Here is a 17,264-nt window from a genome sequence, read left to right on the forward strand (position 1 = left end):
ATGCGTCCCGCGTACTCGGTGCCCGCGCGGCCCTGCCTCGTGCCTGCGCGGCCCCGCCTCCAGCATTCCAGCTGGGGAGCGCGGAAGGGCCCAGTCCCGTGTATTGGACAGGGACCGGACCCATGGCCCTTGGGAGGACGCGGGAAGGAGGCAGGGTTGAGGGCGGAGCGGGGGTCAGCCGCGCCAGGGGAGCTCGGCGGTCACCGTCGTCGGACCGCCGGCCGGTGAGTCCACGGCCAGGATTCCGTCGACGGCGTCCAGCCGTTCGGCGAGCCCGGCCAGACCGCTGCCCGCGGTGGTGTCCGCGCCGCCTCGGCCGTCGTCCGTGACCTGGAGCATCAGCCGGTCGTCGGAGCGCCACACGTCCACCGACGCCCGGCTCGCCCGGGCGTGCTTGCTGACGTTCTGCAGCAGCTCGGACACGGTGAAGTAGGCGATGCCCTCGATCGCGGGGGCCGGGCGCGTCGCCAGATCCACCTCGACCGTGACCGGGACGGTGCAGCGTGAGGCGACGGCGGACAGTGCGGCGTCCAGGCCGCGGTCGGTCAGGACGGCGGGATGGATGCCGCGGGCCAGGTCGCGCAGTTCCTGCAGGGCCACTTTCACCTCGCCGTGCGCTTCGTCCACCATCCGGGCCGCCGCCTGAGGGTCCTCCGTCAGCTTCTCCTTCGCCAGACCCAGGTCCATGGCGAGGGCGACGAGGCGGGCCTGCGCCCCGTCGTGCAGATCGCGTTCGATACGGCGGAGGTCGGCCGCGGCGGTGTCGACGACCACGCCCCGGTCCGACTCCAGCTCGACGACGCGGGTGGCGAGCCGGGACGGCCCGAGCAGCCCGGCCACCATCAGCCGGTCCACGCTCGTCATCCCACGCATGATCCACGGCGTGACGAGGGTGAGTATCAGCCCGATGACGCTGGTCGCGACGATCTCGAAGGGGGAGTCGAGATAGAAGGCGTGGCCGCGGTCGCCGTACAGCTGAAGACCGTCCTGGCCGGCGTACACCGGGAAGACCCACTGCCACAGGGGATAGAGCAGCAGGCCCCAGCCCGACACCCACAGCGGCAGCGAGACGCAGAAGGCGAAGACGGCCCACGGGAAGTGGAGGACCGAGTAGAGCAGATGCCGCCAGGACACTCCGCTCTTGAGAACGCCGCCGATCCAGCCGGTCACGCCGCCCTTGCCCGTGCGGCCGCGGGGGCCGGCACGCATCGGCTGGGGGTCGGCCACGTCCAGGCCCAGCAGGGCCCGGGCCCGGGCGCGCTCCAGCGCGCCGAATCCGCGCAGTGCGGCCAGGCCGGCGGCGAGGACCGGGATGCCGAGGAAGGTGATGAGCAGCCCGGCACCGAGGGAGGTCACGGTGACGGCGAAGCTGAAGGCGATCGTGCTGATCGGCAGGCTGAGCATCAGATAGCCGAACTCGCGCCAGGTGCGGCCCTCGAGCGGAGCGCGCACTACGGAAGGCAGGCGACGGGCCCGGGTCTCGGGGCCGTATACGTCTGCGTGTCCGTACCCCTGGTTCATGGCCATCGGCGTCGTCCGTTCTGGGATGCGGGCTTTCATGGCTCCAAGACTGCTGCGGCCGACCGCCGCGCACCATGAGGGCGGTATCCGTCTTGGACCGGGGGTTTCCCCTACTGCGGGGAGGGTCCGAGGCCTGTGCCGCGTGGCGAATCCTGTCGCGGGGAGGGTCCGAGGCCTGTGCCGCGTGGCGAATCCTGTCGCGATGAAGCCCGGGTCCTGCGCGCGGGAAGCGGTCTGCGCTCGGAGGGCTCGTACCGCGGGGGGCCCGGATCCGTACGGGGCGGGGGGGACCCCTACCGGGCGGAGGGACCCGTACGGGCGTGGCGAGCGGTCAGCGGGCGCCGCGCTCCCGCCAGGGCAGCTCCGCCGTGACCGTCGTCGGGCCGCCCACCGGCGAGTCCAGCGCGAAGAGCCCGTCCACCGCACCGAGCCGTTCGGCGAGACCGGCCATACCGGAGCCGGCGTCCAGCCGTGCGCCGCCGCGGCCGTCGTCCACGACCTGGATGAGAAGCCGGCTGTCCCTGCGCCACACGTCCACCGACACTTTGCTCGCCTTCGCGTGCTTGCTGACGTTCTGCAGCAGCTCGGACACGGTGAAGTAGGCGATGCCCTCGATCGCCTCCGCGGGCCGCGTCCGAAGATCCACGGTCACCGCCACCGGAGCCGTGCAGCGTGAGGCGACGGCGGAGAGCGCGGCGTCCAGGCCGCGGTCGGTCAGGACCGCTGGGTGGATGCCGCGGGCCAGGTCGCGCAGCTCCTGGAGCGCGAGCTTCACCTCGCCGTGCGCTTCGTCCACCATGGCCGCCGCCGCCGCGGTGTCCAGTGCGTCCCCGCTCAGCTTCTCCTTGGCGAGGCCGAGCCCCATGGCGAGGGCGACCAGGCGGGCCTGCGCCCCGTCGTGCAGATCGCGTTCGATGCGGCGCAGGTCGGCGGCGGCAGTGTCGACCACCAGGCCCCGGTCGGACTCCAGTTCGGCGATCCGCCGCTCCAGTTCGTCGGAGGGCGACAGCAGGCCGCGCACCATCGCACGGTCGGCGTTGGCCAGCCCGCGGACGATGAAGGCGAGTACCGGCCACAGGACGAACAGGCCCACCAGCGTGACGGTGAAGGTGAGCACGCCCCACGGCAGCCGGATGCACGCGTACAGCACCGCACGCCAGGCCACCGGGTCCTTCAGCCTCGACCGCACCCAGGGGATCAGGCCCCGCGCGCGGCCGCGTCCGTGCGGAGGGCTCGGCTCGTCGATCCGGACCCCGAGCAGCTTGCGGGCCCGCGCCCGATCCGCGATGCCGATGGCGCGGGCGCCCATGAGCCCGGCAGCGAGCAGAGGCAGACCGACCACCGTCACCGACAGTCCGACCCCGGTGAAGATCGCGAACGCGACGTACACGAAGCCGAGCAGAGCCAGGGGCAGATTGGCCAGCAGGTGCGCGATCTCCCGCCATGTCGAGCCGTCGAAGGCGAAGCGCGCGGGTGGCGGCCGGTCGTCCCCGTCCTGTCTGTCGTCGCTGTCAGGCGTGGTGTTGCTCGCGGTCATGGGGGCCAGCCTGCCGGGCCGGACGGCCGCGCGCCATGGGGTTCTTGGGTGGGAGAAGGTAGGGACAACCCCACCCCTTTCCCTTCCGGTGCTCAGCGGAAGCGTGACGCGACTGCTTACGGTCCCTTTAGCAGGGCCTAGACTCCCGTGCGTACAGATCGTCGAACAAGGCGACAGGGTGCAGGCGAGGTCAGGGAGCGAGGGGCGGACGTGCCGGAACCGACCGTGGTCGTGCTCGCGGCGGACTACTTCCAGAGTTACTCGGTCGTCGGAGTGCTCGCGGTCATCGGCGTGCTCTTCGTGGCCGTGGCCTTCGGGGCGGGCCGTCTGCTGCGGCCCGTGGTGCCGACGCCGGAGAAACTGCTGACGTACGAGTGCGGAGTGGACCCGGTGGGCGAGGGCTGGGCCCACACCCAGGTCCGCTACTACATCTACTCTTTTCTGTATGTAATCTTCGCGGTCGACTCGATCTTCCTCTTTCCCTGGGCCACGGTCTTCGCGGCCCCCGGATACGGCGCGACAACGCTCGTGGAGATGTTCATTTTCCTCGGCTTCCTGGCCGTGGGACTGCTCTACGCATGGAAGAAGGGCGTCCTGACATGGACGTGACCCCCGATCCCGAGCTGCTTCCCGTGCCCGAGCTGCTTCCCGAGCCGAAGAGGCTCGGCGCGCTTGCCCGGCTCGCCCCCGAGCCGATGAAGGTGGTCCTCAACTGGGGCCGCCGCTACAGCCTGTGGGTCTTCAACTTCGGACTGGCTTGCTGCGCCATCGAGTTCATCGCGGCGTCCATGGCACGCCACGACTTCATCCGGCTCGGCGTGATTCCCTTCGCGCCCGGCCCGCGCCAGGCGGACCTGATGATCGTCTCGGGCACGGTGACGGACAAGATGGCCCCCGCGGTGAAGCGTCTGTACGAGCAGATGCCCGAGCCCAAGTACGTCATCTCCTTCGGCGCCTGCTCCAACTGCGGCGGCCCGTACTGGGACTCGTACTCCGTGACCAAGGGCGTCGACCAGATCATCCCCGTCGACGTCTACGTGCCCGGCTGCCCGCCGCGGCCCGAGGCGCTGCTGCAGGGCATCCTCAAACTGCAGGAGAAGATCGCGCGCGAGTCGCTGGGTGAGCGCTACGGAAACGGCGGTGCCCGGCCGTCCGCCGCCGCACTCCAGAGCGGCCTCGTCACCCCGCCACCCGTGCACGCTGCCGGGGAGGGCGGACAGTGACCTCGCAGGACGAGACCTCTCAGTACGACCGGCTCCCGGACGCCGTCACCGAGATCTTCGGCGAGGAGGCCACGGCCGAGCATGCCTACGAACTCCTCACGGTCGATGTCCCCGTGGGCTCGTGGATCGCCGCGCTGGAGACCGCCCGCGACAAGCTGGGCTGCACGTATTTCGACTGGCTGAGCGCGGTCGACGAACCGGGAACCGGCTTCCGGATCTGCGCCCATGTCGTCGCCCTGGAGGGCCGCACGGTCCGCAGGCTGCTGCTGCGCACCACCGTCCCGCACTCCCTCCCCTCGCTGCCCTCGGCCGTCGACATCTACGCGGGCGCGAGCTGGCACGAGCGCGAGACCTACGAGATGTTCGGCGTCACCTTTACCGGCCACCCGCATCTGGTGCCACTGTTGCTGCCGGATGGCTTCGAGGGACACCCGCTGCGCAAGGACTTCGTGCTCGCCGCCCGGGTGGCCAAGGCCTGGCCCGGTGCCAAGGAGCCGGGGGAGTCCGAGCACGGTGGTCCCAAGCGCCGCCAGATGCTGCCGCCCGGCGTCCCGGACCCGAACGAATGGGGCCCGCTCAAGGGCCAGCTCCCACCGGCCCCGGCCCGGCCGGCCCGCACCCCGCGCGCCGCGGGCGCGGCCGCCGGAGCCGCCGGGGAACGTCCACCGCGCCGCACCCGCAGCGTCTCGGAAGGCTCGGCGTCCCAGGCCGCAGCGGAGGCGCCGGCCGCGGCCGAACCCCGGCCGCGCCGCACCCGCAGCGCGAGCGAGGGGTCGGCCTCCCAGGCGGGGGCGACGCCGGATGCGCCCCCGGCAGGCCCTGCCGGACCACGCCGTAGCCGCAGCGCGGCCGAGGGCTCCGAGAGCGAACCCCGGCCGGAGGAGGGGCAGGAAGCCGACGCGACCGCACCCCCGCGCACCCGCAGCTCCGACGCCCCGTGGCACCAGGCTCGCCCGGCATTCGACGACGCGGAAACGAAACCGGCGGCGCCGGCACCGAAGCCCGCCCCGGCCCCCGAAGCCGCGCCGGAACCGGATACGGCGACGGAACCCGGCCCGGGGCCCGAGCCAGAGCCGGCCCCCGGGGCCGCGACCGGACCTGGACCCGCGACGGAACCGGCAAGGGCGACGGAACCCGCGACCGGACCTGGACCCGCGGCGGAACCCGCACCCGGACCTGGACCCGCGGCGGAACCCGCACCCGGACCCGCGACGGAACCCGGACCCGAAGCGGCGACGGAACCCGCAAGGGCAACGGAACCCGCGACGGAACCTGGACCCGCGGCGGAACCCGCACCCGGCATCACTCCCGAGCGCGAAGCCCCCCGGCCCCGGGCCGAGTCCGCCGACGAGCCGGCGGGCGAACCCGCCGAAGGACCCGACAACGAGCCGAACCGACCGACCGGAGGCGACCCCGCGTGAACGACGCTCTCGATGTCGCCTTCCGGCTGCTCGTCATCTTCGGAGTGTTCCTGGTCCTCCCCCTGGTCATCGGGCAGACCGAGCACAAGGTGATGGCTCATATGCAGGGCCGCCTCGGCCCCATGTACGCAGGCGGTTTCCACGGCTGGGCCCAGCTCGTCGCCGACGGTGTGAAGTTCGCGCAGAAGGAGGACGTGGTCCCGGCCGCCGCGGACCGCCGTATCTTCCAACTCGCGCCCGCCGTTGCCCTCCTCCCGTACCTCCTCGTACTGGTCGCGATCCCGATCGGCCCGAGCGAGGGCGCGGTCGGCCAGGTCATCGACGCCGGCATCTTCTTCGTGCTCGCCGTCATGGGCGTCGGGGTGCTCGGCTCGCTGATGGCGGGCTGGGCATCGGCCAACAAGTTCTCCCTTCTCGGTGGACTGCGCACCGCCGCCCAGCTGCTGGCGTACGAGCTGCCGATGCTGCTGGCCGCCGCGTCGGTCGCCATGGCGGCCGGCACGGTCTCGCTGCCCGGCATCCTGAACGCCTTCGAGTGGTGGTGGCTGCCCTGGCAGATCGTGGGCGCCCTCGTCTTCTTCGTCGCCGGTCTCGCCGAACTGCAGCGCCCGCCCTTCGACATGCCGGTCGCCGACTCGGAGATCATCTTCGGCGCGTACACCGAGTACACCGGCCTGCGTTTCGCGCTGTTCCTGCTCGCCGAGTACGCGGGCATCGTCGTCCTGTGCGGTCTGACCACCGTCCTTTTCCTGGGCGGCTGGCACGGCCCGCTCGGCGCCGAAGGCCTCGGCTGGGTGTGGACCCTCCTCAAGACGGCCGTGCTCGCCTTCATCGTCATCTGGCTGCGCGTGACCTATCCCCGGATGCGCGAGGACCAGCTGCAAAAGCTCGCCTGGACGACGCTCGTCCCGCTCGCCCTCGCCCAGATCGCCCTCACCGGCATCGTCAAGGTGGTGATGTAGACATGTCCCCCTCGTTCCCCGGATCCGGGCTGGCCAAGGGCCTGGCCGTCACGTTGCGGACCATGACGAAGAAGACCGTCACCCAGCAGTACCCGGAGACCCTGCCGGAACTTCCGCCCCGCTCTCGCGGCGTGATCGGCCTGTTCGAGGAGAACTGCACGGTCTGCATGCTCTGCGCCCGTGAGTGCCCCGACTGGTGCATCTACATCGACTCCCACAAGGAGACGGTCCCGTCGGCCACCCCCGGCGGCCGCGAACGCAGCCGCAATGTCCTCGACCGGTTCGCCATCGACTTCTCGCTCTGCATGTACTGCGGTATCTGCATCGAGGTCTGCCCTTTCGACGCGCTGTTCTGGTCCCCGGAGTTCGAGTACGCGGAGACGGACATCCACGAACTCACCCACGAGCGCGACAAGCTCCGCGAGTGGATGTGGACGGTCCCGCCCCCGCCGGCGCTCGATCCGAGCGCCGAGGAGCCGAAGGAGGTTGTCGCGGCCCGCAAGGCGGCCGAGAAGCTCGCCGCCGAGAAACTTGCCGTCGAGCAGCCACCCGCCGACCCCGCGCCGACCGATGGGGCGACCCCGTCGGCCGAAGGGCCCACCCCGTCCACCGGTGAGGCGACCCGGCCCTCCGGCGACGCATCGGGCGAGGGAGGCCCCGCATGACGTTGGCCGAGGCCGCATCGCACGGCTTCCTCACCCCGACCGGCGTCGAGATCGCGTTTCTGCTCGTCGGTATCGCCACTCTCGGCGCCGCCGTCATGGCCGTCACGACCAAGCAGCTGGTGCATGCCGCCCTCTGGCTGGTCGTGGCGCTCGGTGGTATCGCCGTCGAGTACCTCCTGCTCACGGCCGAGTTCATCGCCTGGGTGCAGGTTCTTATCTACGTCGGTTCCGTGGTCGTCCTCCTTCTCTTCGGGCTGATGCTCACCAAGGCCCCCATCGGCCGTTCCCCGGACGCGGATTCCGCCAACGGCTGGGTCGCCCTCGTGGTGGCCGTCGCCGCCGCGGCCGCCCTGGTCTGGGTCGTCGTGGACGCGTTCCGCACGACCTGGATCGACCTGGACGGAGCGCCCCAGGGCTCCACCAAGGTGTCGGGCGAGATCCTCTTCCGGCACTGGGTGCTGCCGTTCGAGGCGCTTTCCGTACTGCTGCTGGCCGCGCTCGTCGGCGCGATCGTCCTGTCCCGCAAGGCCCACGAGGGGTCCGGCACGGACCGAGAGGGGAAGAGCTGATGCACCTTGCCTATCCCGCCGTGCTCGCCGTCCTCCTGTTCAGCGTCGGGGTGTACGGGGTGCTCGCACGGCGCAACGCGATCCTCGTCCTGATGTCCGTCGAGCTGATGCTCAACGCCGTCAACCTCAACCTTGTCGCCTTCGACATCTGGCTGCGCGACACCCTGCACGCCGGCCAGGCGCTCACCCTCTTCACCATCGCCATCGCCGCCGCGGAGATCGGCATCGGTCTCGCGATCGTCCTGATGGTCTACCGCAACCGCGGCACCTCGGACGTCGACCGGCTCCGTGACACCGCCGAAACGGCAGGCGGCGACACACCCGCAGACCGCGAGGAGAAGGCCGAGGCCACCGCGTGACCACCACGACCCTCGCCGTCCTCGTTCCCCTCCTTCCGTTCCTCGGCTCCATCGCCGGACTGCTGCTCGGCCGCACCGCCCCGGGCTTCGTACGCCCGCTGGCCGTACTGCCGGCGCTCACCGCGGTCGCGCTCGCGGTCGTCGTCGCCGTACGCCAGGACGGCGGACGAGCGATCGCCGCCTCGACCCAGCTCACCCCCACCGGCTCGGTCCCGATCGACCTCGCCCTCTTCATCGACGGCTTCGCCGCCCTCACCGCGGTCCTGGTCGCAGTCGTCGCGTCCTGTGTGCAGATCTACTCGACGGCCTATCTGCGCGACGACCCGCGCTACTCGTCGTACGCGGCGCTCGTCTCCCTGTTCACCTCCGCGATGCTGCTCGTCGTCTACTCCGGCGACCTGATGGTGCTGCTGGTCGGCTGGGAGATCATGGGCATCTGCTCGTACTTCCTCGTCGGCCACTACTGGGAGACGCCCGAGGCGCGCGCCGCCTCCCTCAAGGCCTTTCTGGTCACCAAGCTCGGCGACGTCCCCTTCCTGATCGGTCTGTTCGCGCTCGCAGTCGACGCCGGAACGTTCCGTATCACCGGCGTCCTCGGCGCCGTCGCGGCCGGCAGCATCGAGCACCCCACTCTGATCGCGCTCCTTCTCCTCGCGGGCGTGGCGGGCAAGTCGGCGCAGTTCCCGCTGCACACCTGGCTGCCCGACGCGATGGCGGGTCCCACCCCCGTCTCCGCGCTGATCCACGCCGCGACGATGGTCGCGGCCGGTATCTACTTCGTGGCCCGGCTCCTTCCTGTCTTCGCCGCCTCCGCGGCGGCCATGACCGTCCTCGCCGTGATGGCCGCGATCACGATGGTCGGCTCGGCGCTCGCCGCCCTGGCCCAGGACGACATCAAACGCGTCCTCGCCTACTCGACCATCGGCCAGCTCGGCTACATGGCGGGCGCGCTGGCCGTCGGTGACCGTGGTGCCGCCGTCTTCCACCTGATGTCCCACGGAGCGTTCAAGGCGCTGCTCTTCCTCGCCGCCGGCGTGATCATCCACGCCGCGGGCACCAACTCGCTCGCCGCCATGTCCCGTATGAGCGGCCTGGCCAAGCGCATCCCCGACGCGTACTGGACGATGACGATCGCCCTGCTCGCGCTCGCCGCGATCCCTCCTTTCGCCGGCTTCTTCTCCAAGGAAGCCGTCCTCGTGGCCGCCGAGCACACCGCCCTCGGCGACTCGGACATCGCGCCCGCGGCCGCCGGCTGGGCGGTACTCGTATCCGGTCTGCTCACCGCCCTGCTCACCGCCGCATACGCCATGCGGCTGTGGCTGCTCGCCTTCCGCGGTCGTGGCGCCGAGGCTCCCGACCACGGCCGGCAGCCCCTCGCCATGACCACCGTGCTCTGGGTGCTCGCCGTCCCCTCGCTCGCCTTCGGCCTGACCGTCGGCCGGCTGCCCCGCTGGTTCGACGGCCATGACCTCGCCCCGACCGTCACGACCGCCGTCCTCGGCACCGGCGTCGCTCTCGTCGGCGGCCTGATCACCTACGGCACTTGGCGGCACATGAGCGCCGTCATCGTCCGGACCGGCGCGGCCGTCGCCCCCGACGTCGTGCCCCACCCCGACGCCGAGCCCGCGCTGGTCGAGGCGGAGGCGCTCCACCTGCCGCGCCCCGCACCGGCCCCGTACGACCCTGCCCGGCTGCTGCTCGGCCCGCTCCGCCGTCATGCCGCCGCCGGCTTCCACGTCGACGCCGTTTACACCGCCCTGTTCGTACGCCCCGTGCGCGCGGCCGCCGAACTCGTCCGTTTCCTCGACCGCGAGGTCGTCGACACCTACGTACGCGGCTCGGGCACCGGTGCCCGCCTGCTGGGTGCCGGCGTGCGCCGCGCACAGACGGGCAACGTGCAGACCTACCTCACCGTGCTGGTCGCCGGCACCGTCGTGCTGGCCGTCGCCGCCGTCGTCCTGTCCAACGTCAACGCGGGATCGTGAGCCGTGATCGATATCAGCGCGTCCGTGATGCAGTTCCTTCTTGCGTTCATCGTCGTCGGCCCGCTCATCGGCGCGGCGGCCGCGCTGCTCCCCGCTCCTCCCGGGCTGCGCGGCAGCAGCCCCGGGCAGGCGGTGCTGCGCCACGGCGTCACGGTCACCGGCGCGATCCTGATCGCCGCGGTCGTCCTGGCCGTGGGCTTCGACCATGACCACCCGTCGAAGATGCAGGCCACGACCGACATCAGCTGGATCCCCGCACTCGATGTGCGGATCCACCTCGGCGTCGACGGCATTTCGCTCCCCCTTGTCGTCCTGACGGCGTTGCTGACCTTCCTCTGCGCGCTCTACAGCTACTTCAAGATGCCTTCCGGCCCGTCGCCGAAGGCATTCGTCGCTCTGCTGCTCGTCCTCGAGTCCGGAACTCTCGCGACCTTCGCCGTCCTCGACCTGCTGCTGTTCTTCCTGGCCTTCGAGATGGTGCTCATCCCGATGTACTTCCTCATCGCCCGCTGGGGCGGCGAGGCGAGGCAGCCCGCCGCCTGGAAGTTCATCCTCTACACACTGCTCGGCTCGGTCGTCATGCTGCTCGGCCTGCTGCTGATCGGGCTGAAGACCGGCACCTTCGACATGGTGGCACTCGCCACTGACAACGGCCGCGACCTGACTACATCCGTGCAGGTCGCCGCCGTTTTGGCGATCGGGATCGGCCTTGCGGTGAAGACACCGATGTGGCCGCTCCACACCTGGCTCCCCGACGCCCACACCGCCGCCCCGACCGTCGGCTCCGTGCTCCTCGCAGGCGTCCTGCTGAAGATGGGTACATACGGTTTCGTCCGTATTCTTCTCCCGATCGCGCCCGAGGGCATGCAGACCTTCGCGCCCTATCTCGCCGCGTTCGCCGTCGTCGGCATCATCTACGGGTCCCTCGCCTGCCTCGCCCTGGCCAAGCAGGGCGCGGGCGGTGACCTCAAGCGCCTGATCGCGTACTCCTCGGTCGGCCACATGGGCTTCGTCCTGCTGGGCATCGCGACGATGACCCCCACGGGCGTCAACGGCGCGCTGTTCGCCAACATCGCCCACGGCCTGATCACCGGCCTGCTGTTCTTCCTCGTCGGAGCGGTCAAGGACCGGTACGGCACCGCGGATCTCGACACCCTGGCGGGTGCCACCGGAGCCGCGCTGTACGGCCGGGCCCCCCGCCTCGGCGGCCTGCTCGCGTTCGCTGCCGTCGCCTCGCTCGGGCTGCCGGGCCTCGCCGGTTTCTGGGGCGAGATGCTTGCGCTGTTCGGCGCCTTCGACCCCGCCGACGGCCTGAGCCGCCCGGCGTTCCTCACCTTCATGGCGATCGGCGCCTTCGGCACCCTGCTGACCGCCGCGTATCTGCTCGTCGTCGTGCGCCGCGTCTGCATGGGCGCGCAGCCCACCGGGACGGCAGCGGCCGCGGCGGCGACCGACGCGGCGGCCGGGGGCACGGCCGTGACGCGGGGGGCGATGAGCAAGGCGCCGCCGCAGCTCGCCGACGTCCATGGCTACGAGTTCGCCGCCTGGAGCCCGCTCGTCGCCCTCACCGTTCTCGCCGGACTCTGGCCCGCGGTCCTCCTGGGCCTCACCGACCCGGCAGTGCAGAAGCTCCTTACCGGAGGCAAGTCGTGACCGTGGCAGCAGACAGCGTCACCAGCCTCGTCCAGTCCGTCGACTGGCTCGCCATCGCACCCCCCACCATCACCGCGGTGGTCGCACTGGCCGTCCTGGTCGCCGACCTCTTCGTCGCCGACCGGCAGAAGCCGCTGCTGGGTGTTGTCGCGATCGCCGGCCTCGCCGCCGCGATCGTCACCCTCGTGCCTCTGCGCAAGGGTGACCGCGAGACGTTCTGTCTCACGAGCGACGCCGATGCCTGCAGTTACACCGCCGACCACTTCACGCTCGTCATCCAGTTCCTGGTGCTCGGCGGGGCACTGCTGACCGCCCTGCTCTCGCTCACCGACACCCGCGAAAAGCTTCCGGCGGGCGAGTTCTGGTTCCTGCTGCTGTCCTCCGCGGCCGGCGCCGCACTGCTGCCCGCCTCGCGCGACCTCGCCACCCTCGTCGTCGCCCTCGAAGTCGCTTCTCTGCCCGCCTTCGCCCTGGTGGGACTGCGGCGTGGCGACCGGCTCTCCAGCGAAGCGGCCCTGAAGTTCTTCCTGTCCTCGGTCACCGCGACCGCCGTGATGCTGCTCGGCATCAGCTTCGTCTACGCCACCACGGGCACGCTGCACCTGACGCAGATCGCCGCCGAACTGGAGAACGTACCCGCCCAGCTGGACACACTCGCCAAGGCCGGCGTCGCGCTGACGCTCGTCGGCTTCGCGTTCAAGACGGCCGCGGTCCCCTTCCACTTCTGGGTGCCCGACACCTATGTGGGCGCGCCGCTGCCGATCGCTGCCTATCTCTCCGTCGTCGGCAAGGCGGTCGGCTTCTCCGGCCTCATCCTGGTGACGGTCATCGCGTTCCCCGCGTACGCCGACATCTGGGGCCCGGCGATGGCCGTACTGGCCGCCGCCACCATGACCGCCGGCAATGTCGCGGCGCTGCGCCAGTCGGCCGACCGCCGGTGGAGCGCGGTCCGCCTGCTGGCCTGGTCCTCGGTGGGGCAGGCCGGCTATCTCCTGGTGCCGATCGCGGCCGCGGCGTACTCCAGTGACGACCAGATCGGCGCGACGGTCGCGTACGCACTGATGTACACCGTCGTGAACCTCGGCGCCTTCGCGGTAGCGGCGCTTGTCGCCCGCACCCGTCCGCTGAACCGGATCTCCGACTACCGCGGTCTGTACGCCACCCGCCCGCTCGCCGCCCTGGCCATGGGTTTCTTCCTGCTCAGCCTGGCCGGTCTGCCGCCAGGAATCATCGGCCTGTTCGCCAAGGTCACGGTGTTCTCGTCGGCGGTGGACGCCGGGCTCGGCTGGCTCGCCGTGATCATGGGCGTCAATGTCGTGATCGCCCTGTACTACTACCTGAAGTGGACGGCGATCCTCTTCCGCGCCCCGGAGCCGGCCGCGGAAGGCCCCGAAACGGCCGAGCCGGCCCGCGGACGCGCCCCCGCGCCTGTGACCGTCGTCATCGCCCTGACCGCCGTCATCGGCGTCGTCCTGTCCGGCTACCCCCAGCTGGTGCTGCGCTTCGCGGCGAACAGCCTGTTCTGAGCCCTCGCGGGCCCGGCCTCACCCGAACGGCCCACCCCGGGACGGGGCGTGCAGGGAACCAGCGTCCTTCGCCTGGCGTTGACCAGTGCAGAAGGGTCCACTGAACAGTGGAGCACCACCACGCAAAAGGGTTCCCCTGCCGCACCACTTGGAGGGCGTACCGTGCACCGCCGGCACAACGGGCTGAGGACCGCCGTACTCCTTGGGGGACTGTCCGCAATCATCCTCGTCATCGGCAGCTTCTTCGGCCGCACGGGGCTGATCGTCGCGCTCGTCGTAGCGATCGGTACGAACGCGTACGCCTTCTGGAACAGCGACAAGCTGGCCCTGCGGGCCATGCGAGCACGCCCCGTCAGCGAGTTCGAGGCCCCGGCGCTGTACCGCATGGTCCGCGAGCTCTCCACCGAGGCCCGCCAGCCCATGCCCCGCCTCTACATCTCGCCCACCCAGGCCCCCAATGCCTTCGCCACCGGCCGCAATCCGCGCAACGCGGCGGTGTGCTGCACCGAGGGAATCCTGCGGCTCCTGGACGAGCGTGAGCTGCGCGGGGTCATCGGCCACGAGCTGAGCCATGTCTACAACCGCGACATCCTCATCTCGTCGGTCGCCGGGGCCCTCGCCTCGGTGGTGATGTTCCTGGTGAACTTCGCCTGGCTGATCCCTGTCGGCCGCTCCGACGACGACGACGGCCCCGGGCTCCTCGGGATGCTGCTGATCATGATCCTCGGTCCGTTGGCGGCCTCTGTGATCCAGCTCGCCGTCAGCCGTTCGCGCGAGTACGAGGCGGACGCGTCGGGAGCCCAGCTCACCGGTGACCCGCTTGCCCTCGCGAGCGCGCTGCGCAAGTTGGACGCGGGCACCAAGCAGCTGCCTCTGCCGCCCGAGCCGCGCATCGAGACGGCGAGTCATATGATGATCGCGAACCCCTTTGGCCCGGTCCGCGGCCTCGCCAAGATGTTCTCGACCCACCCGCCCATGGCAGAACGAATCGCTCGACTCGAGCAGATGGCAGGTCATCGCCCGTGAGAACCATTCTGAACGTCATATGGCTCGTCCTGAGCGGCTTCTGGCTCTTTCTGGGATACCTGGTCGCAGGCCTGATCCTGTGCATCACGATCATCGGCATCCCGTTCGGCCTGGCAGCCTTCCGGATCGGCGCCTACGCCCTGTGGCCCTTCGGCAATACGGTGGTCGACCGCCGGGACGCGGGCGCCGCCTCCCTCATCGGCAACGTGCTGTGGCTGCTTCTGGCCGGCTGGTGGCTCGCCCTCGCACACATCGGCACGGGCATCGCGCTGTGCCTCACGATCATCGGCATTCCGTTCGGCATCGCCAACTTCAAGATGATTCCGATCTCCTTGATGCCGCTGGGCAAGGACATCGTCCCGACGGACCGGCCCTTCACGGAGCAGTACCGGTAGGGCCCGGTCCGCGGCACTCACCGCTCGAGTACGACGCGGACCGATGGGACCGGTTCCCGGTGCGGGCGGTGCCGACGCCTCGAACTTCTCGTGCCCAGGGACACCGAGGTCGTCCCCGCCCGACGGTGCCCGCCGCGAACGGCCCGGTTCACCGACGCGGACGCCGCCTGCGCAGCGCGTACAGCCCCGCTCCTGCCGCCAGTACCGCTGCTCCGACAGCGACGGACACCGTGGGCAGCGCGAACGCCAGCACCAGACACCCCACGAGCCCGCACCCGGCAGTCGCCCGCGCCCGGCGGGAACTCAGCGTCCAGGCCGAGACGTTGGCAATGGCGTAGTACACGAGCACTCCGAACGACGAGAAGCCGATCGCCCCGCGCACGTCCACCGTCGCCGCCACCACCGCGACGACGGCTCCCACAGCCAGTTCGGCGCGGTGCGGCACCTGGAACCGTGGATGCACGGCGGCCAGTGCTCCCGGCAGATGTCCGTCCCGGGCCATGGCCAGCGTCGTGCGGGAGACACCCAGAATCAGCGCGAGCAGAGAACCGAGCGCCGCGACGGCGGCACCCGCACTCACCACCGGCACCAGCCAGGACGCGCCCGCCGCCCGGGTTGCATCGGCGAGCGGAGCCACAGCCCGGCCCAACCCGTCCGCGCCCAGCACGGAAAGGACCGCGACCGCGACACACACGTACACAGCCAGCGCCATGGCGAGCGCCAGGGGGATCGCCCGCGGGATCGTACGGGCCGGGTCCCGTACCTCCTCGCCCAGTGTGGCGATCCGCGCGTATCCGGCAAAGGCGAAGAACAGCAGACCCGCCGCTTGCAGCACCCCGCCCACCGAGACGTCCCCGCCTGAGCCGAGCCGTGCCGAGTCAGCCGCCCCCGACCCGAGGGATACCACCACGACCGCCGTGAGGACCGCCAGCACCACTGCCACGATCGCCCGGGTCAGCCACGCCGACTTCTGAACGCCCCCGTAGTTCACGGCAGTCAGCGCCACCACCGCGGCGACCGCCACGGCGTGCGCCTGCTCCGGCCAGGCATACGCGCCGACCGTCAGCGCCATCGCCGCGCAGGAGGCGGTTTTTCCGACGACGAACGCCCAGCCGGCCAGATACCCCCAGAAGGCACCCAGCCGCTCACGCCCGTACACATAGGTGCCGCCGGACGCCGGATGGAGGGCCGCGAGGCGCGCCGACGACATGGCGTTGCAGTACGCGACGGCAGCGGCCAGCGCGAGACCGAGCAACAGCCCGGACCCGGCTGCCCGGGCCGCCGGACCCAGCGCCACGAAGATGCCCGCCCCGACCATCGACCCCAGACCGATCACGACCGCGTCGAATGTCCCCAGCGTCCGCCGCAGTTCCGGTGTCATACGCCGCACCCTACTGATCTCCGCAACCGCGCCCGTCCCCGCGTCGTCCTGAGGGACAACACTGTTCGAAAGGCAGGTTCACGGCATGAACTTCATCAGTTGGATCGTCCTCGGGCTGCTGGCCGGGGCCATCGCCAAGATCCTGCTGCCCGGCCGTGATCCGGGCGGACTGATCGGCACCACGGTCATAGGCGTGGTGGGCGCGTTCACCGGGGGCTGGATATCGGCGCGCTGGCTGGACCGGCCGATTGCCAACGACTTCTACGACGGGGCCACTTGGGCCGCGGCGATCGGCGGCTCGCTCGTGCTGCTGATCGTCTACCGGATCCTGTTCGGCCACTCACGCTCACGCTGAGCACGCGGAGAAGGTGGGGCGACGAGGGCTCACAGGCCGGTCTCGCGCAGGGTGATGTTCAGCCGCCCTCTGCTCATCCCCGTTGCCGGGTCGGCCGTGCCCGGTAGCACCTTCGGCACCCCGTGGTACGCGAAGCGGGACGGCCCGCCGAAGACGAACAGGTCCCCGGACGCCAGCTCCACATCGGTATACGGCCGCCCTCGCGTCTGCGTGTTCCCGAAGCGGAACAGGCAGCTGTCGCCGATGCTCAGCGACACCACGGGGGCACCGGACCGCTCCTCCTTGTCCTGGTGCATTCCCATCCGCGCCGTGCCGTCGTAGAAGTTGATCAGCGCGGTGTCGGGGGTGTATCCCTGATCGCCCTGGTCCTCCCCGTAGGCATCGACCAGCGCCGCGCGCCCCAACTTCACCAGCCAGTCGGGGAATTCCGCGACCGGCTCGCCGTTCACATCGTCCGCCGTACGGGAGTAGCGGTACGGCTGCCAGTGCCAGCCGAGGCACACGGTCTGCACCGACATCACACCGCCGCCCGGCAGCACGGTGTGCCGGATCGGTACGGGTCCGCGTGCCCAGGCCCTGCAGGCCTCGACCAGTTCCCGCTGGCGCTCCACCGGCAGCCAGCCGGGCACATGCACCGCGCCGGGCGCGACGACCGCCCGTTCCCCGGGAAACAAGGTCCCGCTCAC

17 protein-coding genes are annotated in these 17,264 nt (G+C 70.8%); 13 read left to right on the plus strand and 4 right to left on the minus strand.

Annotation, left to right across the window (positions count from 1 at the left end; translation table 11 throughout):
* Positions 1-174: 174 nt before the first annotated feature.
* Together ACFYWI_RS03395 and ACFYWI_RS03400 are read right to left on the minus strand one after the other, a co-directional pair.
* Entirely contained in the window at positions 175-1,527 is a 1,353-nt protein-coding gene (locus tag ACFYWI_RS03395) for a sensor histidine kinase (protein WP_389225211.1), read from the minus strand.
* A gap of 325 nt (positions 1,528-1,852) precedes the next feature.
* Complete coding sequence (locus ACFYWI_RS03400) at positions 1,853-3,058, minus strand: sensor histidine kinase (protein WP_389224669.1); 1,206 nt, start codon at positions 3,056-3,058, stop codon at positions 1,853-1,855.
* A gap of 210 nt (positions 3,059-3,268) precedes the next feature.
* On the opposite strand from ACFYWI_RS03400, the gene ACFYWI_RS03405 reads away from it, so the two are divergent.
* The 12 genes from ACFYWI_RS03405 to ACFYWI_RS03460 all read left to right on the plus strand — a co-directional run bounded on the left by ACFYWI_RS03405 (position 3,269) and on the right by ACFYWI_RS03460 (position 14,842).
* Positions 3,269-3,667, plus strand: a complete 399-nt coding sequence (locus ACFYWI_RS03405) for an NADH-quinone oxidoreductase subunit A (RefSeq protein WP_389224671.1) — start codon at positions 3,269-3,271, stop codon at positions 3,665-3,667.
* Positions 3,658-4,281 carry an NADH-quinone oxidoreductase subunit B gene (locus ACFYWI_RS03410; protein ID WP_389224673.1) on the plus strand — a complete coding sequence of 208 codons (624 nt, stop codon included), beginning with the start codon at positions 3,658-3,660 and terminating at the stop codon, positions 4,279-4,281. Before ACFYWI_RS03405 ends, ACFYWI_RS03410 begins: the two co-directional genes overlap by 10 nt.
* The gene (locus ACFYWI_RS03415; RefSeq protein ID WP_389224675.1) at positions 4,278-5,702 is read left to right on the plus strand and encodes an NADH-quinone oxidoreductase subunit C; all 1,425 of its coding nucleotides are present in this window, start codon (positions 4,278-4,280) and stop codon (positions 5,700-5,702) included. Before ACFYWI_RS03410 ends, ACFYWI_RS03415 begins: the two co-directional genes overlap by 4 nt.
* Positions 5,699-6,664 (plus strand): NADH-quinone oxidoreductase subunit H, encoded by a 966-nt coding sequence (locus ACFYWI_RS03420; RefSeq protein WP_389224677.1) that lies wholly within the window; start codon positions 5,699-5,701, stop codon positions 6,662-6,664. The genes ACFYWI_RS03415 and ACFYWI_RS03420 overlap by 4 nt, the downstream gene beginning before the upstream one ends.
* 2 nt (positions 6,665-6,666) lie before the next feature.
* Positions 6,667-7,329 carry a 4Fe-4S binding protein gene (locus tag ACFYWI_RS03425; protein ID WP_389224679.1) on the plus strand — a complete coding sequence of 221 codons (663 nt, stop codon included), beginning with the start codon at positions 6,667-6,669 and terminating at the stop codon, positions 7,327-7,329.
* On the plus strand, positions 7,326-7,898 hold the full coding sequence (locus tag ACFYWI_RS03430; protein WP_389224681.1) for an NADH-quinone oxidoreductase subunit J: 573 nt from the start codon (positions 7,326-7,328) through the stop codon (positions 7,896-7,898). The genes ACFYWI_RS03425 and ACFYWI_RS03430 overlap by 4 nt, the downstream gene beginning before the upstream one ends.
* Entirely contained in the window at positions 7,898-8,257 is a 360-nt protein-coding gene (gene nuoK / locus ACFYWI_RS03435) for an NADH-quinone oxidoreductase subunit NuoK (RefSeq protein ID WP_389224683.1), read from the plus strand. Before ACFYWI_RS03430 ends, nuoK begins: the two co-directional genes overlap by 1 nt.
* Positions 8,254-10,242, plus strand: coding sequence for an NADH-quinone oxidoreductase subunit L (locus ACFYWI_RS03440; RefSeq protein ID WP_389224685.1), 1,989 nt, complete (start codon positions 8,254-8,256; stop codon positions 10,240-10,242). Before nuoK ends, ACFYWI_RS03440 begins: the two co-directional genes overlap by 4 nt.
* A 27-nt stretch (positions 10,243-10,269) precedes the next feature.
* On the plus strand, positions 10,270-11,895 hold the full coding sequence (locus ACFYWI_RS03445; RefSeq protein ID WP_389225213.1) for an NADH-quinone oxidoreductase subunit M: 1,626 nt from the start codon (positions 10,270-10,272) through the stop codon (positions 11,893-11,895).
* The gene (locus tag ACFYWI_RS03450) at positions 11,892-13,421 is read left to right on the plus strand and encodes an NADH-quinone oxidoreductase subunit N (RefSeq protein ID WP_389224687.1); all 1,530 of its coding nucleotides are present in this window, start codon (positions 11,892-11,894) and stop codon (positions 13,419-13,421) included. The genes ACFYWI_RS03445 and ACFYWI_RS03450 overlap by 4 nt, the downstream gene beginning before the upstream one ends.
* 162 nt (positions 13,422-13,583) lie before the next feature.
* Positions 13,584-14,447, plus strand: a complete 864-nt coding sequence (htpX, locus tag ACFYWI_RS03455) for a zinc metalloprotease HtpX (RefSeq protein WP_389224689.1) — start codon at positions 13,584-13,586, stop codon at positions 14,445-14,447.
* Positions 14,444-14,842 (plus strand): YccF domain-containing protein, encoded by a 399-nt coding sequence (locus ACFYWI_RS03460; protein ID WP_389224691.1) that lies wholly within the window; start codon positions 14,444-14,446, stop codon positions 14,840-14,842. Before htpX ends, ACFYWI_RS03460 begins: the two co-directional genes overlap by 4 nt.
* Positions 14,843-14,990: 148 nt before the next feature.
* On the opposite strand, the gene ACFYWI_RS03465 is transcribed toward ACFYWI_RS03460, so the two are convergent.
* Positions 14,991-16,223 (minus strand): APC family permease, encoded by a 1,233-nt coding sequence (locus tag ACFYWI_RS03465; protein ID WP_389224693.1) that lies wholly within the window; start codon positions 16,221-16,223, stop codon positions 14,991-14,993.
* Positions 16,224-16,308: 85 nt separating this feature from the next.
* On the opposite strand from ACFYWI_RS03465, the gene ACFYWI_RS03470 reads away from it, so the two are divergent.
* On the plus strand, positions 16,309-16,578 hold the full coding sequence (locus tag ACFYWI_RS03470) for a GlsB/YeaQ/YmgE family stress response membrane protein (protein ID WP_389224695.1): 270 nt from the start codon (positions 16,309-16,311) through the stop codon (positions 16,576-16,578).
* Positions 16,579-16,607: 29 nt separating this feature from the next.
* Here the strand turns inward: ACFYWI_RS03470 and ACFYWI_RS03475 are convergent, their stop codons facing one another.
* Positions 16,608-17,264 (minus strand): alpha-ketoglutarate-dependent dioxygenase AlkB family protein, encoded by a 657-nt coding sequence (locus ACFYWI_RS03475; protein WP_389224697.1) that lies wholly within the window; start codon positions 17,262-17,264, stop codon positions 16,608-16,610.

Source organism: Streptomyces sp. NPDC002889 (assembly GCF_042888425.1).
In the GTDB taxonomy this organism is placed as follows: Bacteria; Actinomycetota; Actinomycetes; order Streptomycetales; family Streptomycetaceae; genus Streptomyces.